At 61.3% G+C, this 24,888-nt stretch carries 30 protein-coding genes and 1 riboswitch; of the genes, 4 read left to right on the forward strand and 26 right to left on the reverse strand.

The genetic code is table 11. The features are described 5' to 3' along the window. The first annotated feature begins 12 nt into the window (after nt 1-12). The 3 genes from B9Z41_RS00535 to B9Z41_RS00545 are packed head-to-tail and all read left to right on the forward strand — an operon-like array spanning nt 13 to nt 2,616. Nucleotides 13-900 (forward strand): VOC family protein, encoded by an 888-nt coding sequence (locus B9Z41_RS00535; protein ID WP_100143930.1) that lies wholly within the window; start codon nt 13-15, stop codon nt 898-900. A 1-nt stretch (nt 901) separates the two neighbouring features. Next, nucleotides 902-1,810, forward strand: coding sequence for a sugar phosphate isomerase/epimerase (locus B9Z41_RS00540; RefSeq protein WP_100143932.1), 909 nt, complete (start codon nt 902-904; stop codon nt 1,808-1,810). Next, nucleotides 1,807-2,616 (forward strand): hypothetical protein, encoded by an 810-nt coding sequence (locus B9Z41_RS00545; protein WP_100143934.1) that lies wholly within the window; start codon nt 1,807-1,809, stop codon nt 2,614-2,616. Before B9Z41_RS00540 ends, B9Z41_RS00545 begins: the two co-directional genes overlap by 4 nt. Here the strand turns inward: B9Z41_RS00545 and B9Z41_RS00550 are convergent. From B9Z41_RS00550 to B9Z41_RS00655, 22 genes are all read right to left on the reverse strand, one after another. After that, nucleotides 2,606-3,730, reverse strand: coding sequence for an acyltransferase (locus B9Z41_RS00550; protein WP_100143936.1), 1,125 nt, complete (start codon nt 3,728-3,730; stop codon nt 2,606-2,608). The two genes, B9Z41_RS00545 and B9Z41_RS00550, sit on opposite strands and share 11 nt — an antisense overlap. A 4-nt stretch (nt 3,731-3,734) precedes the next feature. Then, the gene (tolA, locus tag B9Z41_RS00555) at nt 3,735-4,655 is read right to left on the reverse strand and encodes a cell envelope integrity protein TolA (RefSeq protein WP_100143938.1); all 921 of its coding nucleotides are present in this window, start codon (nt 4,653-4,655) and stop codon (nt 3,735-3,737) included. An 18-nt stretch (nt 4,656-4,673) separates the two neighbouring features. Continuing rightward, nucleotides 4,674-5,105, reverse strand: coding sequence for an ExbD/TolR family protein (locus B9Z41_RS00560; RefSeq protein WP_100143940.1), 432 nt, complete (start codon nt 5,103-5,105; stop codon nt 4,674-4,676). Between the two features lie 16 nt (nt 5,106-5,121). Then, nucleotides 5,122-5,811, reverse strand: coding sequence for a protein TolQ (gene tolQ, locus B9Z41_RS00565; RefSeq protein ID WP_100143942.1), 690 nt, complete (start codon nt 5,809-5,811; stop codon nt 5,122-5,124). After that, nucleotides 5,808-6,218, reverse strand: a complete 411-nt coding sequence (ybgC, locus tag B9Z41_RS00570; RefSeq protein ID WP_100143944.1) for a tol-pal system-associated acyl-CoA thioesterase — start codon at nt 6,216-6,218, stop codon at nt 5,808-5,810. The genes tolQ and ybgC overlap by 4 nt, the downstream gene beginning before the upstream one ends. Before the next feature lie 6 nt (nt 6,219-6,224). After that, on the reverse strand, nt 6,225-7,409 hold the full coding sequence (locus B9Z41_RS00575) for a pyridoxal phosphate-dependent aminotransferase (RefSeq protein WP_100143946.1): 1,185 nt from the start codon (nt 7,407-7,409) through the stop codon (nt 6,225-6,227). Beyond that, on the reverse strand, nt 7,406-7,933 hold the full coding sequence (gene nusB, locus B9Z41_RS00580; RefSeq protein ID WP_369823275.1) for a transcription antitermination factor NusB: 528 nt from the start codon (nt 7,931-7,933) through the stop codon (nt 7,406-7,408). The genes B9Z41_RS00575 and nusB overlap by 4 nt, the downstream gene beginning before the upstream one ends. Continuing rightward, nucleotides 7,933-8,406, reverse strand: a complete 474-nt coding sequence (gene ribH, locus B9Z41_RS00585) for a 6,7-dimethyl-8-ribityllumazine synthase (RefSeq protein WP_100143951.1) — start codon at nt 8,404-8,406, stop codon at nt 7,933-7,935. The genes nusB and ribH overlap by 1 nt, the downstream gene beginning before the upstream one ends. A gap of 19 nt (nt 8,407-8,425) precedes the next feature. After that, entirely contained in the window at nt 8,426-9,547 is a 1,122-nt protein-coding gene (ribBA, locus tag B9Z41_RS00590; RefSeq protein ID WP_100143953.1) for a bifunctional 3,4-dihydroxy-2-butanone-4-phosphate synthase/GTP cyclohydrolase II, read from the reverse strand. Continuing rightward, nucleotides 9,544-10,206, reverse strand: coding sequence for a riboflavin synthase (locus B9Z41_RS00595; protein WP_100143955.1), 663 nt, complete (start codon nt 10,204-10,206; stop codon nt 9,544-9,546). Before B9Z41_RS00595 ends, ribBA begins: the two co-directional genes overlap by 4 nt. 28 nt (nt 10,207-10,234) lie before the next feature. Next, nucleotides 10,235-11,335 carry a bifunctional diaminohydroxyphosphoribosylaminopyrimidine deaminase/5-amino-6-(5-phosphoribosylamino)uracil reductase RibD gene (gene ribD / locus B9Z41_RS00600; protein ID WP_100143957.1) on the reverse strand — a complete coding sequence of 367 codons (1,101 nt, stop codon included), beginning with the start codon at nt 11,333-11,335 and terminating at the stop codon, nt 10,235-10,237. A 30-nt stretch (nt 11,336-11,365) separates the two neighbouring features. Beyond that, the gene (locus B9Z41_RS00605) at nt 11,366-12,622 is read right to left on the reverse strand and encodes a HipA domain-containing protein (protein ID WP_100143959.1); all 1,257 of its coding nucleotides are present in this window, start codon (nt 12,620-12,622) and stop codon (nt 11,366-11,368) included. Then, nucleotides 12,619-12,966, reverse strand: a complete 348-nt coding sequence (locus tag B9Z41_RS00610; RefSeq protein ID WP_100143961.1) for a helix-turn-helix domain-containing protein — start codon at nt 12,964-12,966, stop codon at nt 12,619-12,621. The genes B9Z41_RS00605 and B9Z41_RS00610 overlap by 4 nt, the downstream gene beginning before the upstream one ends. A 143-nt stretch (nt 12,967-13,109) precedes the next feature. Continuing rightward, nucleotides 13,110-13,547, reverse strand: coding sequence for a type IV pilin protein (locus B9Z41_RS00615; RefSeq protein WP_100143963.1), 438 nt, complete (start codon nt 13,545-13,547; stop codon nt 13,110-13,112). A 17-nt stretch (nt 13,548-13,564) separates the two neighbouring features. Continuing rightward, nucleotides 13,565-14,218 (reverse strand): hypothetical protein, encoded by a 654-nt coding sequence (locus tag B9Z41_RS00620; RefSeq protein WP_143474122.1) that lies wholly within the window; start codon nt 14,216-14,218, stop codon nt 13,565-13,567. 8 nt (nt 14,219-14,226) lie between these two features. Next, nucleotides 14,227-15,021 carry a PilW family protein gene (locus B9Z41_RS00625; protein ID WP_158236099.1) on the reverse strand — a complete coding sequence of 265 codons (795 nt, stop codon included), beginning with the start codon at nt 15,019-15,021 and terminating at the stop codon, nt 14,227-14,229. Beyond that, nucleotides 14,955-15,458, reverse strand: coding sequence for a type IV pilus modification protein PilV (gene pilV, locus B9Z41_RS00630; RefSeq protein WP_100143969.1), 504 nt, complete (start codon nt 15,456-15,458; stop codon nt 14,955-14,957). The genes B9Z41_RS00625 and pilV overlap by 67 nt, the downstream gene beginning before the upstream one ends. Next, a complete protein-coding gene (locus B9Z41_RS00635; RefSeq protein ID WP_158236129.1) occupies nt 15,449-15,970 on the reverse strand; it encodes a Tfp pilus assembly protein FimT/FimU in 522 nt (173 codons plus the stop codon). The genes pilV and B9Z41_RS00635 overlap by 10 nt, the downstream gene beginning before the upstream one ends. 53 nt (nt 15,971-16,023) lie before the next feature. Next, the gene (nrdR, locus tag B9Z41_RS00640; RefSeq protein WP_100143973.1) at nt 16,024-16,473 is read right to left on the reverse strand and encodes a transcriptional regulator NrdR; all 450 of its coding nucleotides are present in this window, start codon (nt 16,471-16,473) and stop codon (nt 16,024-16,026) included. Next, the gene (locus B9Z41_RS00645) at nt 16,470-16,658 is read right to left on the reverse strand and encodes a hypothetical protein (RefSeq protein ID WP_100143975.1); all 189 of its coding nucleotides are present in this window, start codon (nt 16,656-16,658) and stop codon (nt 16,470-16,472) included. The genes nrdR and B9Z41_RS00645 overlap by 4 nt, the downstream gene beginning before the upstream one ends. A gap of 373 nt (nt 16,659-17,031) precedes the next feature. Continuing rightward, nucleotides 17,032-18,276, reverse strand: coding sequence for a serine hydroxymethyltransferase (gene glyA, locus B9Z41_RS00650; RefSeq protein WP_100143977.1), 1,245 nt, complete (start codon nt 18,274-18,276; stop codon nt 17,032-17,034). 47 nt (nt 18,277-18,323) lie between these two features. Continuing rightward, nucleotides 18,324-18,451, reverse strand: a riboswitch (ZMP/ZTP riboswitch). A 4-nt stretch (nt 18,452-18,455) separates the two neighbouring features. Next, complete coding sequence (locus B9Z41_RS00655; RefSeq protein ID WP_100143979.1) at nt 18,456-19,304, reverse strand: lytic transglycosylase domain-containing protein; 849 nt, start codon at nt 19,302-19,304, stop codon at nt 18,456-18,458. Between the two features lie 81 nt (nt 19,305-19,385). On the opposite strand from B9Z41_RS00655, the gene B9Z41_RS17175 reads away from it, so the two are divergent. Further along, nucleotides 19,386-22,253 (forward strand): DUF349 domain-containing protein, encoded by a 2,868-nt coding sequence (locus tag B9Z41_RS17175; RefSeq protein ID WP_100143981.1) that lies wholly within the window; start codon nt 19,386-19,388, stop codon nt 22,251-22,253. Here the strand turns inward: B9Z41_RS17175 and B9Z41_RS00665 are convergent. The 4 genes from B9Z41_RS00665 to B9Z41_RS00680 are packed head-to-tail and all read right to left on the reverse strand — an operon-like array spanning nt 22,243 to nt 24,825. After that, nucleotides 22,243-23,067 carry a UDP-2,3-diacylglucosamine diphosphatase gene (locus B9Z41_RS00665; protein ID WP_100143983.1) on the reverse strand — a complete coding sequence of 275 codons (825 nt, stop codon included), beginning with the start codon at nt 23,065-23,067 and terminating at the stop codon, nt 22,243-22,245. The two genes, B9Z41_RS17175 and B9Z41_RS00665, sit on opposite strands and share 11 nt — an antisense overlap. A gap of 25 nt (nt 23,068-23,092) precedes the next feature. Further along, nucleotides 23,093-23,599, reverse strand: coding sequence for a peptidylprolyl isomerase (locus B9Z41_RS00670; RefSeq protein WP_100143985.1), 507 nt, complete (start codon nt 23,597-23,599; stop codon nt 23,093-23,095). 3 nt (nt 23,600-23,602) lie between these two features. Then, on the reverse strand, nt 23,603-24,202 hold the full coding sequence (locus B9Z41_RS00675; protein ID WP_100143987.1) for a peptidylprolyl isomerase: 600 nt from the start codon (nt 24,200-24,202) through the stop codon (nt 23,603-23,605). Further along, nucleotides 24,199-24,825 (reverse strand): tetratricopeptide repeat protein, encoded by a 627-nt coding sequence (locus B9Z41_RS00680; protein WP_158236100.1) that lies wholly within the window; start codon nt 24,823-24,825, stop codon nt 24,199-24,201. Before B9Z41_RS00680 ends, B9Z41_RS00675 begins: the two co-directional genes overlap by 4 nt. Nucleotides 24,826-24,888 lie beyond the last annotated feature (63 nt).

The raw sequence follows: 24,888 nt of genomic DNA on the forward strand, positions 1-24,888 counted from the left end.
TGAGAGAACCCCATGACACTGACTGCTGCCAAAGACCGTGAATCCATTGCCGATGCCCCCAACCCCCTGGGGATGGAAGGCATTGAGTTCATCGAATACGCCACCTCCAAACCCCAAGCGCTGGGTCAAGTGCTGGAGATGATGGGCTTTCGCCCCGTGGCGCGGCACCGCTCGCGTGAGGTCATGCTGTACCGCCAAGGCGGTGTCAATGTGATCGTCAACGCCCATGAGGCCGGCATGGCCCACAGCGTGGCACCGAGTGAGAAGCCGGTGATTGCCGCCATCGCCTTGCGTGTGCGCGACGCCGCAGCGGCTTACAAGCGTGCCATCGACCGCGGTGCCTGGGCGGTGCCCACCAAGGTGGAAGTGATGGAGCTCAACATTCCTGCGGTGCACGGGGTCGGCTCGAGTCGCATTTACTTTGTGGACCGCTGCAAAGAGTTCTCGATTTACGACGTCGACTTCACCCCCATTCCTGGTGTGGACCAACACCCACCGGCCACGGCCGGTTTGCATGTGTTTGGTTTGGTGCAGTACATCGGCACCGACCGCGCCGAAGACTGGACCGAGTTCTACCGTGAGTTGTTTGGCTTTGAGGCCTTGCCCACTGGCGAGCACTTTGGCATCTTGCCCAAAGGCCGCATCTTGCGCAGCCCCTGCCACAGCTTTTATTTGCAACTGATCGAGCCCGAGCCCAGTGTGCTGGCCGTGGACGAAGAAGAGCATTTCCACCGCGTGGGCTTGGGTACCGACGACGTGTTGGCAGCGGTGAGTGCTTTGCGCGCGCGTGGCGTGGAGTTTGTGGAGTCCAAAGGCGTGCATGTGGAGGACAAGGGCGCACTCACACGCACTTGGTTGGGCTCGCTGAGCTTTGAGCTGGTTCACACCGCGAAGGCCTGACATGAGCCAATTCCAAGGAACCATGGACGACTTCGGGATGGACACCATCTCGTTGGCGGGGCCACTCGAAGCCAAACTCAAGGCCATTCGCGATGCGGGTTTTGGCCAAGTCATGCTCTCGGCACGCGATGTGGTGGGGCACCCCGATGGCCTGGAGGCGGCGGTGCAGGCGGTCAAACAAAGCGGCCTGCGTGTCACCGGCTTTCAGGTGTTGCGCGACTTCGAAGGCTTGAGCGGCCATTTGCACGACTACAAAATCGACATCGCCAAAAGCATGTTGGAGATGTGCGCGGCCTTGGGCTCCAAGGTGTTGCTGGTGTGCTCGTCCACCTCGACCCATGCCACGCAAGACCTCGACCACATCGCCGCTGACTTGCGCAAACTCGCCATGCTGGCCGTGCCCTTAGGCATCAAGGTGGCGTTTGAAGGTTTGTCTTGGGGCCGCACCATCAACGAATTCACCACGGCCTGGGACGTGGTGTTCCGCGCCGATGTGCCCAACCTGGGCATTGGTTTGGACTCGTTCCACATGCTGGCCGCCAAAACACCGCTCGATGAGTTGGAGATCTTGGACCCTGAGAAAATTTTTCTGGTCCAGCTGGCCGACTTCATGTGGCAAGAAATCCATTCCTTCGAAGAGCGCATGACCACCGCGCGTCACTTCCGTGTGTTTCCTGGCGAGGGCGTGCACAGCGAAGCCACCGCCGACTTGGTGACCCGTCTGTACAAGCTGGGCTACCGGGGTGACTACAGCTTTGAAGTGTTCAACGACGACTACCAGCAACTGCCGCTGCCCACGGTGGCGCAGCGTGCCTGGAAGTCGGCCCAGTGGTTGGGTGAAGACGTGTTGCGCCGCTCGGTGCCCATGCCCAACCAAATTCGCTTGAGGCGCGCACGTTGGGACACATGAGCGACGGTTTGCGCCAGGACTTGCCGTCTTTGATGGACGAGCGGGCCTTGGTGGCCGCCATGTTGCGCCAAGAGGCCGCGCTGGCCCAGGCGCAAGCCGAGCTGCGACTGATGGCGTCCAGCGATGCGCAATCCATCATCAACACCTGCAAGGTCGACCTGTTCGATGTGCCGCATATCCTGCGTGAGAGCTTGCTGGCCGCCAGCGCTGCTTCTGAGCCTCCTGTGATCAAGAGCTTGCGTGAAAGCGTGCGCCTGTTCAACCCAGTGGCGGCCAAGGCCGTCTACCGCGTGGGTCAAAGTGCTGACTTGCTCAGCAATGCCTTGGCGTTGGTGACGCACGATGTATTGACGCAGATGGCGTCAGACATTCAAGCCTTGCGTGAGCTGCCCGCTGCGGCCGATGTGTGTCTGGCTTGGGAGCGGGTGCACTACGTGGCTGAGCGTGCTTTGCGTTTGCAATTCAAACCCACCCCAGACCATGCGGCCTGGCCCATGGCAGACGTGCAGCAGCACGCGGCACGCGCGCTCGGTTTGGCCCCCGCATTCAGCGAAGGTTCGGAGGACTGGATGTCGTTGGGCTGCGAATTAGGCGTATTCACCCTATGCGTGCAGCGCATGTCTGCTCAGGCACAGGTGCTGCGTGCGCCGTTGTGGGTGGCGCAGTGGTTGACCGAGTTGTCGACACACACCATTCGCCCGCTGGATGCGCGTGATTTTTGGCGCGCCCAGTGGCCTTTGTGGTCCACCTTGGCCTTGACCGCAGCACGCAGCCTGCGTGAGCTGGCGACAGGGTTTAAAGCTTAGCGACCGATGAACGGCTTGGCCACAACGCGGCCATGCGGCTCAACACGTGGCGCAACGTCGCGCTGAAGGTGCTTCGTATTTGCTGCACATCCAGCGCAGCACGTGGTTGGTTGACCCAGGCGGTGAGGGGTTTTTCGCCCCACACATGAAATGCCACACCGACTGCGATGCTGGCCATCCAGGCCAAGCCACTCATCCACAAAGCCGCGCTGGGCGATGACAGCTGCCAGTGCTCCCAGGAGGCACTGAAGACCACGATCATGCCAAAGTGCGTCAAGAACATGGCGTAGGCGCTGTCCACCAACAAGGTGCTGATACGACCCAGCTGGATCCGGTTGAACTTGAGGTTGTTCACGCTCACATAGGCCAATACCAAGCAGGTCAACAGCGCCAAAGCCAAGCGAATGCGTGGCTCAAACCACAGCGACTCTTCACCCAACAGCAGCACGGCACCCAACACCAGTTGGTCAAAGCTTGAGCGGCGTGCCCAAGCGGCCAGCACACCCAGCCCATAGGCAGCGAAGAAGTAAATGGCCCAGTTGTCCAGGCTTTCAAAGCGGTTGAAGCCCCACATCGAGGCCACGCACAATGCCGCCACACCGAGTGACAAGGCCCGGTCTGACTTGAGCCAATAAGCCAACAGCACCAGCAGGGCATAGAGCTGAAAGTCTGCCGCCACGTACCACACGCCTACCGACAGGGCTGGAACGTCTAGCACCGATTGCAGCAAGGTCAGATGCGCCAGCACGCTGTGCAAGCTGGGCGCGTCCACCAGCCAGTCGCCAGAAATGAAAGGACGCAGCAACCACACCAAACTGGTGACCCAGCATAGGGCCAGCACGAAGCTAGGCATCAAGCGCAGGTAACGGCGTTGAATGAGCGTGACGGGGTGGTGCTGACCGCGACGGCCCATGATGGACTGGGCGGCCAAATACCCACCGATCACCAAGAACACCTGCACTGCCAGGCGTGCATCCATGTAGAGGTGTTCGATCAACGATGGCCACGCGCTGCGAATGGCTTCGGCCATCGGGCCATAGCCCGACAAATGGTGCAGCACGATCAGCTGGGCAGCCAGCAGCTTGAGAACATCAATGGCAAAAGAACGGTTCATTCAGTCAGTCTTTGGGACGGAAACTAATCAACAGCGGAGAGTGCACCCGACCGTCTACATCGCGCGGCAGCACCTCTGTCTTGTCGATAGCTTTGAGCACAGCGTTGTCCCAGGCAAGGTTGCCACTGGACTTGACGAGCTTCTTGCCTACGATGGTGCCGTCGGGTGCGCAGCGCACCTCGACCTCGGCCGGGGTGTTGCCCACAACCTCTTCGGTGAACACGATGTTGGGTTTGATGCGGGCACGGATGCGACCGCCGTAACTGTCAGAGGGCCCTGCTGAGCGCAGCGCCGATCCGGTGGCATTATCGCCGCCTGTGGCCCCGGCCAGGCCTGCGATGCGCTTCATGTTTTCGTTACGTATCGCTTCCAATTTCTTGGCATCCTCTGCCGCTTGCTTGGCTTCTTTTTGAGCCTGGAGTTTTTTGGCTTCTTTGTCTTTGCGCTCCTTGTCCTTACGTTCTTCTTCACGCTTGGCGTCGAGCTGGCGCTTGTCTTCCTCGGCCTTGAGCTTGGCTTTCTTCTCGTCGGCTTTCTTTTGTTCAGCCTTTTTCAGCTCGGCCTGACGGCGCTCGGCGTCTTTGGCCTGTTGCAGCTTTTTCTCGTCGTCGAGTTGTTTGCGTTTCTTGGCCAAGGCAATGTCGGCCTCACGGTCTGGCGCAGGCGGTGGCGGCTTGACCACTTCTTTGGGGGCAGGAGGCGGTGGTGGAGGGGGCTCCACCTCGACCAGCTTGGGTGCAGCGGCCTGAGGTACGGCAGACCACAATTCGGCTTCCGCTGACAAGGGGTTGTCTTGGTTCCACTGAATGCCTGCGGTCAGTGCCACCAGCAACAAGGCGTGCACAAACAAAGCGAGCGTCAACGAACGCCCCGTGCCCGGTGGGGGTGGGGGCGCGAATTCGAGGTGCTGGGCGTGGGCGCTCATGGGGACGCGAGGTGTCAATCAGTCCACCAGCTGCACAGCCAGTCCCACACGCTGCACGCCAGCGCGTTGCAGCACATCCATGGCTTTGACCACGGTTTCGTATTTGATGGTGCGGTCCGCCGTGATGACCACCGGGCCTTGCGCCACCTCACCCTGCAGCTGGCGCACATCGCGCGCCAGCATGTCCAGCGTGCTGCTTTGCGTGGCAACTGTGGTGCCAGTGCTCTTGAGGGTGATCTTCTCGTCTTTGCTGATTTCGACGTGGATCACCTGGTCGGGCACCGTGGCTGCTTTGCCCACGGTGGGCAGGTCGATCACGCTGGGCGAGATCAGCGGGGCAGTGACCATGAAGATGATCAGCAGCACCAACATCACGTCGATGAAGGGCACCATGTTGATCTCGTTCATGGTGCGACGACCACGGCCGGAGCGGGGAGCGATAGACGCCATGGGGGAGCCTTTGAACTCAGTGAGCCAGCGTGGTGGCGCTGACGTTGCGCTGCAAGATGTTGGAGAACTCTTCGATGAAAGTCTCCAGCTTGATCGACACGCGGTCGATGTCGCGCGCAAAACGGTTGTAGGCCAGCACGGCGGGAATGGCCGCAAACAAACCAATGGCGGTGGCCACCAAGGCTTCGGCAATGCCGGGGGCCACTTTGGCCAGCGTCACTTGCTGCATACCGGCCAAGCCGGTGAAGGCGTGCATGATGCCCCACACCGTGCCAAACAAACCCACATAGGGCGACACCGAACCGACCGAGGCCAGCAAAGACAGGTTGGATTCGATGGCATCCATCTCACGTTGGTAGCTCGCGCGCATGGCACGGCGTGCACCGTCCATCAAGGCACTGCTGTCGTTGATGCGGCGCTCACGCAGTTTTTGGTACTCGCGCATGCCACTGGCAAAAATGCGTTCCATCGGGCCTGACTGCTTGGCGTTTTTGGCGGCAGAGGCAAACAGCTCGTTCAAGCTGGTGCCCGACCAGAACTCACGTTCGAACTCTTCGTTCAGGGTCTTGACGCGTTTGAGTGAAATGATTTTGCGAAAGATCGCGGTCCAGCTGGTGATGGACACGCCCATCAGCATCAGCACCACCACCTGCACCACCCAACTGGCGTTGAGCAACAAATGGACGATGGAAAAGTCTTGTGTCATGTCAGGCGTTCCAATACAGAAGAGGGAATTCTCGCAGGCTTGAGGGTGGCGGCATCGACCCAGCCAATGCGGATCGTGCCCTCGCACAGCAGCGTGTCACCGCACCATGCTTGTTGGGCTATCACCAGGCTGGCGCGGCCATCTTCGGCCAAGCGCGCGGTCACACGCAGCAAGTCATCAAGCTGCGCCGGGCGGTGGTATTTGATGCTGGTTTCACTCACCACAAACATGCCGCCAGTGGCTTGACGCAAGGCATGTTGTTCCACACCCAGGGCACGCAACCACTCGGTGCGTGCGCGCTCAAAAAACTTGAGGTAGTTGGCGTAAAACACAATGCCACCGGCATCGGTGTCTTCCCAGTACACCCGCACAGGGTGTTCAAAGGCTGTGGGTGTGGTGTGCGTCATCGGTGTTCAGCCCAGCAAGGTGTGCAAACGGGCCACGGCTTCGCGCAACTCGGGCAGCGAGCGGGCGGTTGAAAAGCGCACAAAGCGCGCGGTGTCGGCCTGGCCAAAGTCACGCCCCGGCGCACAGGCGATGTTGGCGCGTTGCAGCACTTCAAACGCAAAATCCCAACTGCCTTGAACGCCCAGTTTTTCGCAAGCGGCGCTGCAATCGGCCCAAGCGTAAAACGCGCCGTCGGGCATCACCGGCACGGTCAGGCCCAGCTGATTCAGGGCTGGCACAAAGAAATCGCGCCGGGCTTTGAACTCGGCGCGGCGGCGTTCGTACTCGGCCAGGCTGTCGGCTTCAAAGCAGGCCAGCGCGGCATGCTGCGCCACCGTGCTGGGGCAGATGAACAGGTTTTGCGCCAAGCGCTCGACCACCGGCACCAAGGTCTCTGGCACCACCATCCAGCCCAAGCGCCAGCCGGTCATGCTGAAGTACTTGGAGAAGCTGTTGATGCTGATGATCTGATCGTCCAGCGCCAAGGCGGTGTGGCCAAACTCGTCGTCGTAGCTCAGGCCCAAATAAATTTCGTCAATCAGCGTCACGCCCCCGCGCTGCGACACCTCGGCATGGATGTCACGCAAAGCGTGGGGGTGGATCGAGGTGCCCGTAGGGTTGGACGGTGAGGCCAAGAGCACACCACGGGTGTGCGCGTTCCAGTGCTCGCGCACCTGCGCCGCATTGAGCTGAAAGCGGTCTGCGGCGGTGGTGGGCACCAACACGGCCCGACCTTCGGCTGCGCTCACAAACTGGCGGTTGCAGGGGTAGCTGGGGTCGGGCATCAGCACTTCGTCCCCGGCCTCAATGAGGGCCAGACACGCCAGCTGCAAAGCCGCCGAGGCACCCGCGGTGATGACGATGCGGCTGGCCGGCACCTGCACACCAAACCGCTGGCTGTACCAGCCGCTGATGCGTTCGCGCAAAGCGCCAAGTCCCAAGGCTGCGGTGTACTGCGTCTGTCCGTCGCGCAGGGCACGCACGGCGGCTTCTTGCACCAGCGGCGGGGCGGTGAAGTCGGGCTCGCCAATGCTCAGGTAGACCATGGCCGGGTCGGTGGGCCCCAAAGTGGCGGCGCGTGCAGCCGCCGCCTTGGCGACTTCCATCACATAAAAAGGCTCAATGCGCTGTGCGCGCTGGGCGATCTTCATCTGGCCTTGCCGTTGTTCCGATCGGCCTGCACTTCCAGGGGGCGCAGTTGAGGTGCCAAGCCATTGAGCACGGCGTTGACGTACTTGTGGCCATCGGTGCCGCCAAACGATTTAGCCAGTTCGATGTATTCGTTCAACACCACGCGCCAAGGCACGTCGATGCAGTGCTGAAACTCATACACACCCATCCACATCACCGCATGTTCAATGGGGGAGATTTCTTCCAGCTTGCGGTCGAGCAGCGGCACGATCAAGGCATCTAGCACTTCGCGCTGTTCGACGCAGCCGTACAGCAGCGCGTCGTAGTGGGCTGAGTCGGATTTGTGAAAACCGCTCAGGTCACGGGTGAACACATCGATGTCTGCCGCCTCGTTGCGGCCCACCAAAAATTGGTACAGGCCTTGCAACGCAAATTCACGCGAGCGGCTGCGGCCCGATTTGGCTGAGCTCTTGCGCGGTGCTTTGGCTTCAGGCGTGGCGGGCTCTGGCGTCGGGGCAGATTCGGGTGTGACGGTGTCAGTCATCATGCGAGTTGCTCCAGCAGCAAGGCCATTTCCACGGCCACGCGGGCGGCGTCGCGGCCTTTGTCGGTTTGGCGAGCCACGGCTTGCTCTAAGTTTTCGGTGGTCAAAATCGCATTCGCAATCGGCACGTGGTAGTCCATGCCCACGCGGGTCACGCCGGCGCCCGACTCGTTGGCCACCAGCTCGAAGTGGTAGGTCTCGCCACGGATGATGCAACCCAAGGCGATCAGCGCGCTGAAGGGCTCGGGGTCTTCAATTTGGGCCAGCGCTGCCAGCGTGAGGGGCACTTCCAGTGCGCCGGGGACTTGCACCACGGTGATGCGCTCGTCGGCCACGCCCATGGCCTTGAGTTCGGCCACGCAGGCTTCACGCAAGGTGTTGGTGATGTCTTCGTTGAAGCGGGCTTGGACAATGCCGATTTTCAGGCTGCTGCCGTCCAAGGTGGTGGTGCTGGCGAGGTTGGAGACAAACATGTCAGAGGTTCCTTGAGACTTATTCTTTGGCCAGATAGCCGACGATTTCGAGGCCGTAGCCGGTCATGCTGGGCATGCGACGCGGGTTGCCCAACAGGCGCATCTTGTGCACGCCGCAGTCACGCAAAATTTGCGCGCCCACACCATAGCTGCGCAAGTCCATGCGGCCACGCGATGGCCCATGGGCCGAGCGGGCGGTGCCGTCAAACTGGGCCAGCAACTGCTCGCCGCTTTCGCCACAGTTGAGCAACACCACCACGCCGGCGCCTTCTTGGGCAATGCGTTGCAGGCTCGAATCCAAGCCCCAGGAGTGCATGACACGGTTGGGCTCCAGCGCATCGAGTACCGAGAGGGGTTCGTGCACCCGGGCCAACACGTCTTGTTCTGCGCGCCAGCTGCCCTTGACCAAGGCCATGTGTACGGCACCGTTGGTCATGTCTTTGTAGGCATTGGCGGTGAACTCGCCGTGCGCTGTGTTCAGTGGGCGGCTGCCCACTTTTTGCACCAGCGACTCGGTGCGGCTGCGGTGGGCAATCAGGTCGGCGATGGTGCCAATCTTCAAACCGTGCTCGGCCGCAAACAGCTGCAAGTCGGGCAGACGGGCCATGGTGCCGTCGTCTTTCATGATTTCGCAAATCACCGAGGTGGGCGAGCAACCGGCCATGGCAGCCAAGTCGCAACCCGCTTCAGTGTGGCCTGCGCGCATCAACACGCCGCCGTCCACCGCTTGCAGCGGGAACACGTGGCCGGGTTGCACCAGATCACTGGGCTGTGTGCCTTTGGCCACGGCTACTTCGATGGTGCGGGCGCGGTCAGCAGCGGAAATGCCGGTGGTCACGCCCTCGGCGGCTTCGATCGACACGGTGAACGCGGTGCTGTAGACCGTGCCGTTGCGTGCGGCCATGGGCGGCAGCTTTAAAAATTCGCAACGTTCACGGGTGAGCGTGAGGCAAATCAAGCCACGGCCAAAACGGGCCATGAAGTTGATGGCTTCTGGCGTGACATGGTCGGCGGCAAGCACCAAGTCGCCTTCGTTTTCGCGGTCTTCTTCGTCCACCAAGATGACCATGCGGCCAGCTTTCATCTCGGCCACGATCTCTTCCACAGGCGAGATGGCCACGGGTGTCAAGGCAGTTGTCATTGGGGTGCTTTCAAAGAGGTGTCTACGCGCAGCATGCGTTCAACGTAACGCGCCACGGTGTCAATTTCAAGGTTCACCGTGCTGCCTGCTTGCAGGCTGCCGAGGGCGGTGTTCTCAACGGTGTGAGGAATGAGGTTGATGCTGATCTCTGAACCGCGCAAACCCAGGGGTCCCGCGGCATCGAAAAAGTCTTGCACCTGGTTGACCGTCAGGCTCACGCCGTTGACGGTGATCGAGCCTTTGTACGCCAGGTACTTGGCGAGCTCGGGCGGCGCCATGATGCGCAGCTCCCAGCTTTCGCCCACGCGCTCAAAGTGGCTGACTTGGCCGATGCCATCGACATGGCCGGACACGATGTGCCCGCCCAAGCGGTCGTGGGCCCGCAAAGCTTTTTCGAGGTTGACGCGCCCAAGCTGCGCTAAGCCGCTGGTGCGGGCCAGCGATTCGGCAGAGATGTCAATCGTGAACTGGTGGTGGAGGGGGTCAAACGTGGTGACGGTCATGCATGCGCCGTTCAAAGCGATGCTGTCACCCAAGCCCACGTCGTCGAGGTACCCGGCAGGGGCCTCGATGGTGAGGCGCTTGCCGTGGTTTAAAGAGCTTCCCAGGTCGTGAACTGCGGTGATGCGCCCCACGCCGGTGATGATTCCGGTGAACATCCTGCTATTTTCGCAGGTTTATCGCGCCTCACCGCTGGATTCGGGCCAATATCCTTAGATCGGGACCAATTTGTGTGAACTCATGGAAATCTAGGGCCAGAGCTTCTTGCAGGTTTGACAAGGGTCCCAGGTTGCTCATGCCGCGTCCTTGGCCAATCAAGAGGGGCGCCATGTAGACCAGCAACTCGTCCACCAAGCCCGCGCGCAACAGCGAGCCATTGAGTTTATGGCCTGCTTCTACATGCAACTCGTTGACGCCGCGTTGCGCCAGGTCGTGCAGCATGTGGGCCAAATCGACTTTGCCGGTGGCGTCGCTCAGGCAGCTCACGCTGGCGGCTTGGGCCTCTAAGGCGCGGCGTTTCTCGGCATCGTCTTGTGCAGCGTAGAACCACACCGGGCGTTGCGGGCCAAACAGCTTGGCATTGAGCGGCGTTTCCAAGCGGCTGTCGACCACCACCAAGCTGGGTTGGCGCGGTGTGGCAACGGCACGCACGTCCAACTGCGGGTCGTCTTCCAGCACGGTGCCAATGCCGGTCAGCACGGCGCAGGCACGGGCCCGCCAGGCGTGGCCGTCTTGGCGCGCGGCGTCGTGGGTGATCCACTGGCTCTGGCCATTGGTCAATGCGGTTTGGCCGTCGAGCGAGGCGGCGATTTTCATGCGCACCCAGGGCATGCCGTGCTGCATGCGCTTGAAAAAACCAATGTTGAGTTCGCGTGCTGCATCGGCCATCAAACCCACGTCCACCTGCACGCCCGCAGCGCGCAAGCGCGCCACGCCTTGGCCCGCCACCTGGGGGTTGGGGTCTTGCACGCTGGCCACCACGCGTTGGATGCCCGCTTGAACCAGCGCATCGCAACACGGGCCGGTGCGGCCTTGGTGGCTGCAAGGCTCCAGCGTGACATACGCCGTGGCACCTTGCACCGAGTGGCCCCTCGCCTGGGCATCGCGCAAGGCCATGACCTCGGCATGGGCCTGGCCCGCCGCTTGGGTGTGGCCGCTGCCCAGCACCACGCCTTCGGCGCTGGTGATGACGCAACCAACCCGTGGGTTGGGTGAGGTGAGGTACAGCGCCTGCTCAGCCAAGGCCAAGGCCTGGGCCATGTGGGCGGTGTCAGTGGGGGAGATCATGTGGCAATTATCTGTGCAGGGGTGTCTGGCTCAGCCGATCATGGAGAGTGCCAACCCACAGTTGCGCTCGATCACGCCGGTGATGGTCTGCACCAGCTCATGCTCGGTGGCTGTGAAGGGGTGGATGGCCATGGCTTGTTGTGTGACCTTTGCCCATGCGGTGGGTACATCGGTGGCCATTTTTTTGAACAGGCGCAAGCTGGGCTTGACGCCAAACCCGCAGTCGTCACACAACGCTTCCCATGAGTGAGCGCCAATGCGGGGGTAGGTGTCATCGTCACCGATGTAGAGCGCCAAGCGGTCGTCGCCATAGGCCTGCACGCACAACAGGTCATAAAAAGGGGCCAGGGCGTAACCCGTCTCGTCGATCAACACCGAGATGTTCTTGGCGTGGGCGTCGCTGTTGCCAATCAAATAATTCAGCATGACCCAGCGCTGAAAACTCAACAGGTCTTTGGCTGGCAGCTGCAACGCGCGCAAGGCGTGTGCTATTTTTTTCAGACTGACCAAGCCCCCTTGCCGTTCGTACTTCCAGTCAGAGCCCACGCCCAAGAGCTGGCAAGCGTCGATCTGATGCATGCAGACGATGTGACCGTCGACCACTTGGCGGTCGTAGCGTTGCACGATGTAAAGCGTCTCGGGCAAGTGCAGCAGATGGACCTCTGGCACTGGCAACTGGATTGCCCGGGCCAACTTCATGCACAGGTATTCGTTGACGGCGCTGGGTGTGAAATGGGGCAGACGGGAGTCTGGTTTGGCAATGTGCGTGGTGGGCGAGCTGCCCACGCTGTCGTAGAGCTGGGCCCGTTGTGCGTCGTAGCGCAAGCCCATTTTGTCTTGCGCGCCAGGCAGCGACATGCTGCTTTGCGGGTTGGCCAAAAGCAGCGGTTTGCTGTGGTGACGTTGTTGAAGGCGTTGGCGCAAGGTGTCTGGGCTCAACACGCTGTATTGCTGCAAAGTCTGAGGTGCTTGGCCCTCGGGCAACACCGACAACACACCCGGCAACTCGGCACCGAGCTGGCCGACGACTTCAAAGGCACTGGCGTTGCGCAGTTGGATGGCGTTGAGAATTTCTTCCAAGGGCGCACCCTCGGGCAACAGGTTGGCAAAAAAGGTTTTGACGGCTTCGCCTCGATAGGGCGTTGCGCTCAACGCAAATTGCGGGGCCAGCACATAGGCGCACGAGGAGGCCAGCCACTGGGGGTCGTATTGAAAAATGTATTGCCCGGCCTCATGCCCAAACCACCCCATGGCTTGCGCATTGGCCCAAACGCGCAGCCGAATCATGGCTGATGCGCCTCGGTGGGTGAGTCTGCGGCAGATTCAGTGCTCAGGACGATTTGTGCCTCCGACACGCCGTAGTCCGCTCTGAGGGGGGCTTGTTTGGAACGCCGGGTGTTTGCTTGTGCGGTGACCTGAAAACCCTGGGCTTGCAGACTCAGGCCGAGGCCATTGATGAGCTGGACCAGCTTACCCAAGCTGCAATTCTGAGGGCTGGACTCTGCATCACGGATGAAAGACACGCTCACACCGCAAGCGGCGGCGGCAGCCTCACGCGACAACTGTTGACGTTTGCGCTCAGCGGCCAAGGCAGCGGCCAAGGAGGGCAGTGTGCTGTTTTCAATTTTCATATTTGCTCCTGATAGGACAAATTATTTGTTTTCTTAAGCAGTATTATGATTTTTTGACCTCAAAAGGTCAATTTAATGATGTTGATTGATGGCGTCGGCAAAATTGTTCTTTCAGGGGCAATGGTTGGCGTCTGGCCGTGCCTTCAACGCCCCCAACACTGCGCCACGCTGAGCGACGCGTTGACCACCCCGCGCACGCCCGTGTGTGTGAGCGTGAAGCTGCCACAGGCGTCGCCCACTTGCGCTCCGGTGGGTGTGGCGGTGAGGGTGAAGCCTTGCGCGCTGCTGGCAAGGCTGAGTTGGTAGCGCAGGCCTTCGGCTTGCAGCACGCTGGTGGGCACGTCTGCTGCTGCGGGGTAGCTGCCGTTGGCGCTGGCGGCGCGCTCTAGCCAATGGGCGGCTTGCAGCAAGGCGGTGCGGGCTTGGGCGCGTTGGCTGCGTTGCAGCAACTGTTGGTAGTTGGGCCAGGCCCAGCCCACCAAGACAGCGATGCAGGCCAAGGCGATCAACAGCTCGATCAAGCTAAAGCCGTGTTGAGCCACCGCAGTGTGAGGGCGCAGGTGATGTGCAGGTGTTGTCATGTTCAGTCGTTCCCAGCTTAGTCGGCCAGCACCTGCCAGCTGTGCCAAGTGCCGCCGCCCGTGCTGCCCGGCACCGGGCTGGCGGGGGCCGACCACAGGGCTTGCAACACCACCGCTGTGCCGGGCAGAACCCCGCGTGCCAGCACGGTGATGCGGTAGACAAACGGCGCGCTGGCGTTGAGGGGCGTGGCATCGACCAGCACCTCCACCCAGTACCAGGTGGTGTTGGCGCCGTAAGGGGTGTCGGCGCCGCTCAGAGGCCAGGCGGCGTTGGTCATGGCTTGCCATTCGCTGGCGCTACGGGTGGGCGCACCGCTGGGTGCGCAGATGCCGCTCACACAGGCTTGTGCGCCCAGGCGTTGGCGCAAGGTGTCGCGCTCGCTCAGGCTGGTGGGGAAGAACGCATGCGTTTGCGCGTTGTTGCCCGGTGTATGGCGCGGGTTGATATTGCCCTGCGCGTCGGTGGCTGCGCCCAAGATGTCTTGCAGCGCCAAGGGCAGGGCGGCTTCGGCGCTGTGTTGGGTGCGCAGCAGGTCGGCCTCGGCGTTGAGCAGCCACTCGGTGCCGCGCAGGTTGCGCCAGCCTGTCAACGCGGCCAGGCCCACCAAGGCCAACACGGCCATCACGGTGGGCAAGGCCAGCCCCAAGCTGCGTTTCGGGTAGGAGCGCATGCGGTAGCTCACGGCAGCACGCCCACATGGTTGCGCAGGGTGAAGGTGCGGCGCAGCACGCGTCGGCTCAAACCGTCTGCAGCCACGGTTTCGCCCTGGCAGCCCAGGCTGGCGGTGTTGCGTGTGGCGTTGGGCTGGCTGCTGACCCAGCGCATGCACACTTCGATGGCCAGCACTTGGCGCATGTCGCTGACTTGGGCCGCCGTTTTCCATTGAATGGTTTGGTTGGCACCGGCTTGGGCGTAGCGCACTTGCAGGTCTTCCACGCCTTCGGCCAAGGCTTGGTAGGTGCTGCCGCTCAGGCGCAGGTCTTTGCAGGTGAGTTCTTTTTTGGTGTTGAGCTGGTAGTTGTTGAGCACCAGTGCGTCGCTGCCTGCATGGTTGCCTTGGCAGTCGTAAGGGTTCAGGCTGTGCCAGTGACCCAGGCTCACGCTGTCGGTGCGGGTGCCCTCAGTGCCTTGCAGATCGGGTTGGCTGTTGTCGTGCGGCGCTGTGCGTTGCACCTGTTGACCATCGGCTGTGGTGCTGACTTGCGCGGCACCCGCCATCTGAGCTTGGATGCGCAGGTTGCGCAGTGCGACACGGGCGTTGTGGTGCAGCGCATCGACCGCTTCAAAGGCGGCCCACGATTGGCGGCTAACGTTGTAGCTGGCCACGGCGCTCAGCATCACAGCCAAGCCCACGGCCAAGCCCACCAGAAGTTCGGGCAGGGTGTGGCCGCGAGTCAGCATGGTGCTCACCATGCGGGCCGAAAGAACAAACGCCAACAGCTCATGGCGCTCGGGCAAGCGGGGCTGCCCCACGCGGTGTCGGTGCGGTAGCTCTCGCCGCTGTCGTGCCAGGCCACCATCACACCCCACCAACCGCTTTGGCCGCTGAGGGCAAACACGGTGGCATCGCCTTGTGGCAGCTGTGTGCTCAGGGTCTGTTGCAGTTGCGCCATGTCCCATTGGGCCAAGTCGCTGCGGGTGCAGGCCAGGGCGGTGCAGTCGGTCGTGGCGCTACGGGCGGTAGTGCTCCACGTGCGTGTGTACAGCGCGGCTTGGCTGGCGTTGAGGCGCATGCGCTCGGCCAGGTCGTCTGCCAGCCCCATGGCGATGCTGCGGTTGACCTGCTGGCGTTGGGTTTGCAAGCCGATTTGTTGCAACCACAGCGCGGCCAGCACGCCAGAGGCCAACAGCAGCAAGGCCATGAGCGCTTCCAGCAGCGCCACACCGTGGTGCATGTGCTTCAACTGCACGAGGTCCCCAAGACCGTGCGAATGCGCCCGGTGTTGTTGAGGCACAGCGAATAGGCCACGCTGAGGCTGGGGTTGCGCGAGCCCACCGTCCAGCGGTCGCCCACGCCACCCAACTCGCCTTGGCGGCTGATGGTCAGCGCACTGGTCTTGGTGTAGCTCACCAACAAGGGGGTGTGCAGCGGGGTGACTTGCAAGGTTTGGCTGCCGTCGGCGAGTTGCAACTGCCAGCCGCAACTCCAGTCGGAGCCCACTGCGGTGGCCCAAGTGCAATCGCTCAATCGTGCCAAGCGCAGTGCTTGGCCCAGTTGCAGTGCCCGCACACGTGCGCTTTGCAAGTCGTTGTGCAGTTGGTCACGGGCCAGTTCGGCCCGCGTTCGCTCCAGCACGCGTTGCATGCTGGGCACCGCCAGCAGGCCGACCCAGCCGAGCACTGCCAACACCAGCAGCAACTCCACCAAGGTGAAGCCCTGGTGCGCGTGCCTGTGAGAATGAAAAATGCCCAGCGTTTGCATGCAGCAAATGCTAGGCATCTGGGGGAGTGCGGCGCGTTGCCGCCACTCGAAAATTATTTGCGAACTTCGTCGACCAAGCTCTTGAAATCGTCGATGTCTTCAAAGCTGCGGTAGACGCTGGCAAAGCGGATGTAAGCCACTTTGTCGAGTTTTTTCAGCTCGCGCATGACCAGTTCACCAATGCGGGTGGAGGGCACTTCGCGCGCGCCGAGGCTGAGCAGTTTTTCTTCGATGCGTTCAATCGCGTTGTCGACTTGTTCCGTGCTGACCGGGCGTTTGCGCAGGGCCAGACTCATGGAGTCGAGCAGTTTGTGGCGTTGGTAGTCGATGCGTCGCCCGTCTTTTTTGACGATGTTGGGAAAGCTCACATCGATGCGCTCGTAGGTGGTGTAGCGCTTGTCGCAGGCACCGCATTGGCGGCGACGGCGGATGGAGTCGCCGTCTTCAGACATGCGGGTCTCCACCACTTGGGTTTCAAGGTGACCGCAGAAGGGGCATTTCATGGGGTGTTGTCTCGCTTTGGTTTGTTGGCGATTGTGCTTGTGGTTTTGTCTTTGCCCTTGCCTTTGCCTTTGCCTTTGCCTTTGCCTTTGCCTTTGCCTTTGCCTTTGCCTTTGCCTTTGCCTTTGCTGTGCTCGCTGGGGGTATGGGTGGGGGCCGCTTCTTCATACTGTGTACAGAAAATCATCAGCGGCCCCCACCCATACCCCCAGTCTGCGGCTGGCTTGGCTGGCGCTCGCCGTGTTCATGCGCTGCAATGCACGATCTGAGCTGGCTTTTTTGTTGGCACGCAAATCACTTGTAACTTTCGTGGCTTCTGGATTCTGGCGTCATGCTTGTGATTCAGCATGGGTTCCCGAAAGAACTTGCTCTCAACCCAACCGCAGGGGTGATGGGTGCGGCGGGCGATGATTTTCTGTACACAGTATGAAGAGCCCGCCGTACCCATCGCCCCTGCCGTTTCCGGCGCGAACGCTTCACAAGAACCATCACGCCAACAGAACCAGCAAACCCCAAAAGCAGTGACCGGCGCGAAATCTTCACGCCAGAAACACCCCAACTCAGCGGTAGACCGGAAAGCGGCTGGTCAAAGCATGCACCTTGGCGCGCACGGCTGCGATGTTGGCTTCGTCGTGCGGGTTGTCCAACACGTCGGCAATCAAATTGGCGGTCATGCGCGCTTCTTCGTCCTTGAAACCACGCGTCGTCATCGCTGGGGTGCCAATGCGCACGCCGCTGGTGACGAAAGGTTTTTCGGGGTCGTTGGGGATGGCGTTCTTGTTGATCGTCATGTGGGCGGCGCCCAAGGCGGCTTCGGCTTCTTTGCCAGTGATCTTTTTCGAGCGCAGGTCCACCAACATCACGTGGCTTTGTGTGCCGCCGCTGACGATGCGCAGGCCGCGTTGGGTCAGCGTTTCGGCCACGATGCGGGCGTTGGTAATGACTTGTTGTTGGTAAGCCTTGAACTCAGGCGCCAGGGCTTCTTTGAACGCCACGGCTTTGGCCGCGATGACGTGCATCAGCGGGCCGCCTTGCAGGCCAGGGAAGATGGCGCTGTTGATGGCTTTTTCGTGCTCGGCTTTCATCAAGATGATGCCGCCACGGGGGCCGCGCAGGCTCTTGTGGGTGGTGGAGGTCACCACATCGGCGTGAGGCACGGGGTTGGGGTAGACGCCTGCGGCGATCAAGCCGGCGTAGTGGGCCATGTCGACCAAGAAGATGGCACCCACGTCTTTGGCCACTTTGGCAAACCGTGCAAAGTCAATGTGCAGGCTGTAGGCCGAGGCACCGGCGATGATGAGTTTGGGCTTGCTCTCGTGGGCCTTTTTCTCCATCGCGTCGTAGTCGATTTCTTCTTTCTCGTTCAGACCGTAGGACACCACGTTGAACCACTTGCCACTCATGTTGAGCGCCATGCCGTGGGTCAGGTGACCGCCTTCGGCCAGGCTCATGCCCATGATGGTGTCGCCGGGCTTCAAGAAAGCCAAGAACACGGCTTCGTTGGCCGATGCGCCGCAATGCGGCTGCACGTTGGCCGCGTCGGCGCCAAAGATTTGTTTGATGCGGTCGATCGCCAGTTGCTCAGCCACGTCCACGTGTTCGCAACCGCCGTAATAGCGCTTGCCGGGGTAGCCTTCGGCGTATTTGTTGGTGAGCTGCGAGCCTTGGGCTTGCATGACGGCGGGGGAGGCGTAGTTTTCGCTGGCGATCAGCTCGATGTGGTGCTCTTGGCGCGCGTTTTCAGCCTGGATGGCGGCCCACAGTTCGGGGTCGGTCTGTTCGATCAAGATGTTGCGGTGGTACATGCTGGCAGTCCTAGTAGAGGTGGTCCCGGCGTGCCGATACATCGGCACAGGGCTGCCCAGGCGAACGGCAAAACACCTCAAGGGTTGAGGCTGCGCGCTTCCCAGTGGTCAAAACTCCACGTCAGCGGTGCGGGGCAGGGGCCCAGCACGCCTATCGCCAGTTGCGCGCGGGTCAGAGTTTAGCGTGATTCCTCGTCGTCTTTGGCGGCATCACGGCCAAAGGGGGTGAGGCGCTGGGCTTTTTCCCACAGGCTCTCCAGACGGGCGGTGGCGGCTTCAGCGGCAGACGATGGTGGTGGCGTGAGCGGCACTTTCACACCCTTGGCCACTTGTTGCAGGCGGCCATATTCGGCCACCACTTTGGCGGCGTAGCCGGTGTCTTCTTTGATGTTGGCGGCGCCGACGTACAGACGCAGACCACCTTCCACGCTGCCCGCGCGGGTGATGCAGTCTTTCAGCACGTTCACGCCCACCCGCACATTGGCCACCGGGTCAAAGGCAGCCAGCGAGCCGCCAAAACTCACGTATTTGTCTTCGTGAACTTTGGTCATGACCTGCATCAGACCCTGCGCACCCACGGCGCTTTGCGCGAAGGGGTTGAAGGCCGACTCGACCGCCATCACGGCCAGAATCAGCGTCGGTTCAATTTGGTTACGGGGCCCCAAGTCGTAGGCTTCGGCCACCAGCGCGCTCAAGGGTTCGGGGGCGACCCGGTATTTGCGGCTCAGCCAGTAGGCCAGGTAGGCCTGCTGTTTGGGTAGGTCGCGTGGGTCGGTGGCGGTGGCGCGGTCTACGGCGTCGGCGTCGGAGCTCAAACCGGTGGCGTCGTATTGACGTTCTTGCAGCCAACTGATCAGCTTGGCTTCGGTGACAGCACGCAGGTCTGGGCGCACTGTCAATGCGACGACGACGAAGAAGATCGACAACCCCACCACTGCCATGCCGTTGTGGGTGATGGCAAAAAAGCCCTGCGCCACATCGGCTGCGAAAGTTCGCAGTCCTAATTTGATGTGGGTGAGCAAGGGCATGAAGATATTTATAAAAGTGAGGTAGCGGAAAATTTTAAAGCCTAGGCGACAATCTATAGATATTTGATACGAGCCTGACCTGTGAACGATTCTGCTAACAAACCCCACGACCTGACTTCTTTAGATGCTTTGACCGGCGGAGCCTTCACGGCACCCACCTCGGGCGAACGCGCGTCGCGCTTGCGTGACTGGCTGGCCAAAGAGCCCAATGCCGAGCAATTGCAAGCGGTCTTCACTGAAATGAGCCACCGGGACAAAGGCGCATCCAAAGTCTTGCGTGAAAAGCTCGATGAGTTGCGTCGTGCCAAAGGTCAAGACGCTTTGGCCCAAGAGTGGTTGGCCAAAGGCGAGGTGCTGCGCGACGCGGCACACATCAACTTGGCCGATGCCATGGCTTGGCAACGTGACGCTGCCAAGGCCGGTGCCCCCTTGTCGCGCGAGCCATTGGCGGGTTTGAAAACCGCTTTGGTCGAACGCGTCAAAGCCATCGAAGACTTGCAGCATCAAACCCAGGTGCAGCGCGAAGCCGCGGTGTTGCTGGCACAGCGCATTGAGGTGTTATCGACCAAGCCTTGGCAAGACGCGCAAGCCCAACGCGCAGGCCTACAGGCTGACCTGGACCGTTGGGTGGCGCAAGCCCAAGCTTTGGCGGCCGATGCGCAGTGGCCCAGCGTGGATGCGAAATTTGCCCCCGCCTTGCAAACCAGCACCCAACAAGTGCAAGCCGTGTGGGTGGCGTTTTGCGAGGCCCTGGCTTTGACCGAAGCCGCTGCTGCCGATGCCAGTGCCCCTCTGCCAGCGGTGCCCGCCTGGGCTGATCAGTTGCGTGTGGCCCGTGGCGAAGTGTTGCCCCAAGCGGCTGCTGCGCCCGCCAAACCCGAGACCGTGCGTGTGGACCCCACGCGCAACGTCAAACCCACGGCCGATAAGGCAGTGGTGGATCAAAAACGTTTGGAGCTGGCACAACAAGCCGAAGCCTTGTTCAAACCTGCACCGACGCCCAAAGCGGCCAAGCCCGCTTTGGCCAAAGCCGAGCAGCCTGTGGTTGCTGTGGCGTCTGTCGAAGTAAGTGCAGCAAATGCTGACCCCGTGTTGGCAGAAGCGGCACCCGAAGTAGAAGCGGCACCCGAAGTAGAAGCGGCACCTGAAGTGCAAGCCTCTCCTGTCGAGGAGGCGCGGGCCACGCCCGCAGAAGCATGGGTGCCAGAAGTTGCTGCCGAAACACCTGCACAAGCCGTTGCCAACGATGAGCCTGCAACACCCCAGCCCCTTGTTGATGCCGTGGCACCTGTCGCTGCTGAACCCGAATGGGTGCCCGCCATGGGCGGACGCAAGATGCAAGAAGCCCTGCGCAACTTGCGTGACCAGTGGAAAAAAATTGACAAAGAGGCAGCGCCCAACCCTGCGTTGTGGAAGCGCTTTGACACTGCATGCAACCGTGCCCACCACGTGGTGGACGCTTGGCTCAAAGAAGCCCGTGCCCAAACCGCAGCCCACAAAGCACAGCGTTTGGCTTTGATCGAAGAGGTCAAGGCTTGGGCGGCAGAGCACGCCCAAGGCCCCGACTGGAAGGGCGTGGCGCGTCAACTGCACCAATTCGCCCAACGCTGGCGCGACAGCGGTCATTTGAGCGAGAAGATGTTTGCCGAGTTGCAGCCTGTGTGGAAGGCGGCCATTCACGCCGCCCACGAGCCACTCGAAGCCGTGCAAAAAGCCAGCTTGGCACGCCGCCAGGCCTTGATTGCCGAGGCCCAAGAGTTGGGTGCTGCGCCCACCTTGCGCATTGACGCTGTCAAAGCCTTGCAACAGCGTTGGCAAGAAGAAGCTCACACCGTGGTGCTGGACCGCAAGCAAGAGCAAAAGTTGTGGGATGCATTCCGTCAGCCGATTGACGAAGCGTTTGCGCGCAAGTCGTCGGTGCGTGAGCAATCGCAAGCCGCCCTGACCCCACATGACCGTGCGGTGTTGGACGCCTCGAAGGCGTTGGAAGCGGCCATTGCCAAGGGCGATGGCGCACAGATTCGCGCCGCCATGCAGGTGTTGGAGCAAGTCTCTCGCGGAGAGTTGCCGCCCGAAGCAGCCAAGCCAGCAGCCCCGGTTGCCGCGCCTGCGCAAGCAGCGCCTGCACCAGAGATGCCGGTCGCTGCCGATGCCAGCACAGAAGCCGCACCCGCGGCCAGCGCCGAAGCGCCTGCGGCGGATGCCCCCCCATCAGATGCCTCGCAAACAACCACCGACTCAGAGGCAGCGCCTGCTGAGCCCGATGTCGCCCCCGCCCCCGCACCCAAACCCCACAAGCCCGTGGTCGCGGTGCGTGGTGACGATCGCCCAGGTCAAAAACGTACCGAGGTGGCCCCAGCGGGTTTCCGTGGCCGTGATGGCAAACCGGCTGGCAAGTTTGGCGACAAGCCCGGCTTTGGCCGTGACGGTGGCGCACGTGCTGGACGTGATGCACGCGACGGTGGCCGTGATGGTTTTGCACCGCGTGGCCCGCGTTTGGGTGACGCGGCTTTCCGTGCCCAGCGCAATGCCTTGGACATGGCCCAAGACGCACTGCGTAAGCTGGCCGCACAAGCCCACGGCGAAGTGCTCACGCAACTGATGCACGCTTGGGAAAAGCGCGATGCCAGCCAGTTGCCCGCAGCGCAAGCCATTGGCAACAAGCTCACACCCGCACAACGCGCCCAGTGGGCCCAGGCTTTGTCCTCGGCACCGCAAGGCGAGGCCGTGACGCCTTTGCTGCGCCTGGAAGTTGCTGCCGAGTTGCCTACGCCTGCTGCCCAGATGGATGCTCGCCGCGCTTTGCAATTGCAACTGCTGACCCGCCGCAACGACCCATCGCCCCAAATGACCTGGGCCGCCGACGCGTCTCAGGTACTGGCTGGCGCTTACGACGAAGCCGCTGCACGCCGCTTGCAAGCCGCTTTGAAGGTGTTGCTCAAGCGTTGAGTGAACGCAAGGGGCGTCGCACCAAGCCGTGGCTGACGCTGTCAGCCTCTTTGCGCAGCCAAGACACCACTTCCAAGCGCGGGGCTGTGCCGCTGGCATGCCAGTCACTCAAGACCCAGCGCTGTAAACCGTCACCCATATCGTGCACCGCAGGTCGGTGGGTATGGCCGTGCAGCAGCAATGAACTGTTGGTGGCCAGCAGCCAGCTGCGTGCGGCTGGCGTGTCCACGTCGGCATAGTCGGTGTGCGTGCGTTTGCGTGCTTCGCTTTGGGCACGCATGGCTTGCCCAGTGGCTTGTCGCTGCGCCAAAGGCTGTGCCAGAAACTGCGCTTGCCATGCGGGTTGGCGCACTTGGTTGCGAAAAGCCAGGTAGTCGTGGTCGCCCAAGCACAGGCTGTCGCCGTGGCTCAGCAGCATGCGTTGGTCGCCCAAGGACAGCACCGTCGGGTCGTGCAAACCCTGCATGCCTGCTGCTTGCAAGGCGTGTGCGCCTAACAAAAAGTCACGGTTGCCACAGAGGAAGTAAACCGGCAAACGCTGCGACGTGCGCTGGATCACCGACAAACACTGCAAAGCAAAAGGCTCTTGGGTGTCATCACCCACCCACACCTCGAACAGATCGCCCAAGATGAACAGGGCATTGGCCTGTGTATGGGCCATGTAATGGGACCAAGCGAGGAAGGTGTCTGGATCGTGCACATCGAGGTGCACGTCAGAGATGAAATCCACCTGTTGCCAGGTGGAGCTTGCCTGGATGTGTGACACCGCATCAGCCAACAGGCCAGGTGACAAAGCCGGTGACGGCGTGAACATGTCGGCTGGCCCTACGGGTGGCGCTTTAGAGCGCAACCGCTTTCTCAATCACCACGTCTTCTTTGGGCACGTCGTCATGGAAGCCTTTGCGCCCGGTTTTGACGGCGGCAATTTTGTCGACCACGTCCATACCACTGACCACTTTGCCGAACACGGCGTAGCCCCAGCCTTGTGCGCTGGGGGCGGTGTGGTTCAAGAAGCCGTTGTCTGCCACGTTGATGAAGAACTGAGCCGTGGCCGAGTGGGGGTCTGAGGTACGCGCCATGGCCACCGTGTAGTGGTTGTTTTTGAGGCCGTTGTTGGCTTCGTTTTGAATGGGCTCATCGCATGACTTTTGGGTCATGCCGGGCTCGAAGCCGCCACCTTGCACCATGAAGCCAGGAATGACGCGGTGGAAGATGGTTTTGTCGTAATGGCCTTTGGCCACGTAGCTCAAAAAGTTGGCCGTGCACTTGGGGGCTTTCTCGGCATCGAGTTCCAGCGTGATGACGCCGTGGTCCAAGATGTGCAGTTCGACTTGTGGGTTGCTCATGATTTACTTCTCAAGGGTTGCAGATTGAATGACGATGGCCGTGCGTGGCACATCGGTGGCGAAGGGGCCGCCAGAACTGGTGGGCACTGCCTTGATGCGTTGCACCACCTCCATGCCAGAGACCACGCGACCAAACACGGTGTAGCCGGGTTGCTGTGGGCTGGGATCTAAAAAGCCGTTGTCCACCACGTTGATGAAAAACTGTGACGTGGCTGAATTGGGGACATTGGTGCGCGCCATGGCAATGGTGCCTACGGTGTTGCGTGGGCCTCCTTTGGCCAAGGCCTCACGGCCTTCGTGCACCACGGGCGCACGGGTGGGGCGCTCCATGTAGCGCTGGTCGTAACCGCCGCCTTGAATCATGAAGTTGCCGATCACGCGGTGAAAGATGGTGCCGTCGTAGTGCTTGTCGCGCACATATTGCAAAAAGTTTTCCACCGTCTTGGGGGCTTTGTCGGGGTAGACCTCGACCACGATGTCACCCGCATTGGTGGCAAATTTCACCCGGGGTGCGTCTTGTGCGAAGGTGGTTTGTGCGGCCAAGCCGCACAGGGCCAGGGTGATCGTGCACAGGGCACGCCGAGAGATGAAGGACAGGTTCATGGTTTGCTTTGGCTCAGTTCAAGTGCAGGTTTGAGGCGCTCTACTTTTTGTGCTGCGGTGCGATGTTTGGGGTCTAGGGACGAGGCACGTGCATAAGACTGTTGAGCCAAGTGCAGCAGCACATCGCCTAGGTTCTCGTGGGCCGCGGCATAGCTGGGGTTGTCGCGCAAGGCCGCCTCAAACGATTCTTTGGCACGGTTGTAGTCGCCTTTGGCGGCATACAACACACCCAGGTTGTTGTGCGGCTCAGCCAGCTCCGGGTAGTCTTGCGTCAGCCCCAGGTAAACGGGCAGGGCTTTGTCGGCTTGACCGGTTTGTTCGTAAATGAAGGCTTGCCAGAACAGCATTTGCGGATCGCGTGGTTTTTTGGCCAAGCTGCGATCAATCCACGACAGCGCGGCGGTGTACTTGGCTTGGCGCAACAGTTTGCGCACTTCTTGGTGGTCGTCGGTTTGGGTGGTGCTGGCCAATTCTCCTGGCTGCCAAGCGGGGCCCACATCGGATTGCGCGAAGGTGGATGTCACCACGCAGGCCAGCGCAAACCCCCAGGCCAAGATGCCGTGTCTGCCCAGTACATGACCGATGTCACGCGGGTTGGCAAAAGTGTGCTGAGGGTTTTTCATGTGCTTTGTATACTGAGAGCCATTGTAAAACAGCGGGTCTTCATCACCCTTTGCCTTTGCACC

Source organism: Limnohabitans sp. JirII-31 (assembly GCF_002778315.1).
Taxonomy (GTDB): domain Bacteria; phylum Pseudomonadota; class Gammaproteobacteria; order Burkholderiales; family Burkholderiaceae_C; genus Limnohabitans.

What these genes read in the sequence shown, in the direction of transcription:
- nrdR (WP_100143973.1), bottom strand. Translation starts at nt 16,473, where the DNA reads ATGAAATGCCCCTTCTGCGGTCACCTTGAAACCCAAGTGGTGGAGACC.
- B9Z41_RS00670 (WP_100143985.1), bottom strand. Translation starts at nt 23,599, where the DNA reads ATGAGCAACCCACAAGTCGAACTGCACATCTTGGACCACGGCGTCATC.
- B9Z41_RS00635 (WP_158236129.1), bottom strand. Translation starts at nt 15,970, where the DNA reads ATGCAAACGCTGGGCATTTTTCATTCTCACAGGCACGCGCACCAGGGC.
- B9Z41_RS00680 (WP_158236100.1), bottom strand. Translation starts at nt 24,825, where the DNA reads ATGAAAAACCCTCAGCACACTTTTGCCAACCCGCGTGACATCGGTCAT.
- ribBA (WP_100143953.1), bottom strand. Translation starts at nt 9,547, where the DNA reads ATGACAACTGCCTTGACACCCGTGGCCATCTCGCCTGTGGAAGAGATC.
- B9Z41_RS00595 (WP_100143955.1), bottom strand. Translation starts at nt 10,206, where the DNA reads ATGTTCACCGGAATCATCACCGGCGTGGGGCGCATCACCGCAGTTCAC.
- nusB (WP_369823275.1), bottom strand. Translation starts at nt 7,933, where the DNA reads ATGACTGACACCGTCACACCCGAATCTGCCCCGACGCCAGAGCCCGCC.
- B9Z41_RS00675 (WP_100143987.1), bottom strand. Translation starts at nt 24,202, where the DNA reads ATGAACCTGTCCTTCATCTCTCGGCGTGCCCTGTGCACGATCACCCTG.
- B9Z41_RS00665 (WP_100143983.1), bottom strand. Translation starts at nt 23,067, where the DNA reads ATGTTCACGCCGTCACCGGCTTTGTCACCTGGCCTGTTGGCTGATGCG.
- B9Z41_RS00610 (WP_100143961.1), bottom strand. Translation starts at nt 12,966, where the DNA reads ATGAAAATTGAAAACAGCACACTGCCCTCCTTGGCCGCTGCCTTGGCC.
- ybgC (WP_100143944.1), bottom strand. Translation starts at nt 6,218, where the DNA reads ATGACGCACACCACACCCACAGCCTTTGAACACCCTGTGCGGGTGTAC.
- B9Z41_RS00540 (WP_100143932.1), top strand. Translation starts at nt 902, where the DNA reads ATGAGCCAATTCCAAGGAACCATGGACGACTTCGGGATGGACACCATC.
- tolA (WP_100143938.1), bottom strand. Translation starts at nt 4,655, where the DNA reads ATGAGCGCCCACGCCCAGCACCTCGAATTCGCGCCCCCACCCCCACCG.
- ribH (WP_100143951.1), bottom strand. Translation starts at nt 8,406, where the DNA reads ATGTTTGTCTCCAACCTCGCCAGCACCACCACCTTGGACGGCAGCAGC.
- glyA (WP_100143977.1), bottom strand. Translation starts at nt 18,276, where the DNA reads ATGTACCACCGCAACATCTTGATCGAACAGACCGACCCCGAACTGTGG.
- B9Z41_RS00645 (WP_100143975.1), bottom strand. Translation starts at nt 16,658, where the DNA reads ATGATTTTCTGTACACAGTATGAAGAAGCGGCCCCCACCCATACCCCC.
- B9Z41_RS00550 (WP_100143936.1), bottom strand. Translation starts at nt 3,730, where the DNA reads ATGAACCGTTCTTTTGCCATTGATGTTCTCAAGCTGCTGGCTGCCCAG.
- B9Z41_RS00535 (WP_100143930.1), top strand. Translation starts at nt 13, where the DNA reads ATGACACTGACTGCTGCCAAAGACCGTGAATCCATTGCCGATGCCCCC.
- B9Z41_RS00655 (WP_100143979.1), bottom strand. Translation starts at nt 19,304, where the DNA reads ATGCCCTTGCTCACCCACATCAAATTAGGACTGCGAACTTTCGCAGCC.
- B9Z41_RS00605 (WP_100143959.1), bottom strand. Translation starts at nt 12,622, where the DNA reads ATGATTCGGCTGCGCGTTTGGGCCAATGCGCAAGCCATGGGGTGGTTT.
- B9Z41_RS00560 (WP_100143940.1), bottom strand. Translation starts at nt 5,105, where the DNA reads ATGGCGTCTATCGCTCCCCGCTCCGGCCGTGGTCGTCGCACCATGAAC.
- B9Z41_RS00620 (WP_143474122.1), bottom strand. Translation starts at nt 14,218, where the DNA reads ATGCGCTCCTACCCGAAACGCAGCTTGGGGCTGGCCTTGCCCACCGTG.
- ribD (WP_100143957.1), bottom strand. Translation starts at nt 11,335, where the DNA reads ATGATCTCCCCCACTGACACCGCCCACATGGCCCAGGCCTTGGCCTTG.
- B9Z41_RS00545 (WP_100143934.1), top strand. Translation starts at nt 1,807, where the DNA reads ATGAGCGACGGTTTGCGCCAGGACTTGCCGTCTTTGATGGACGAGCGG.
- B9Z41_RS00575 (WP_100143946.1), bottom strand. Translation starts at nt 7,409, where the DNA reads ATGAAGATCGCCCAGCGCGCACAGCGCATTGAGCCTTTTTATGTGATG.
- B9Z41_RS00615 (WP_100143963.1), bottom strand. Translation starts at nt 13,547, where the DNA reads ATGACAACACCTGCACATCACCTGCGCCCTCACACTGCGGTGGCTCAA.
- tolQ (WP_100143942.1), bottom strand. Translation starts at nt 5,811, where the DNA reads ATGACACAAGACTTTTCCATCGTCCATTTGTTGCTCAACGCCAGTTGG.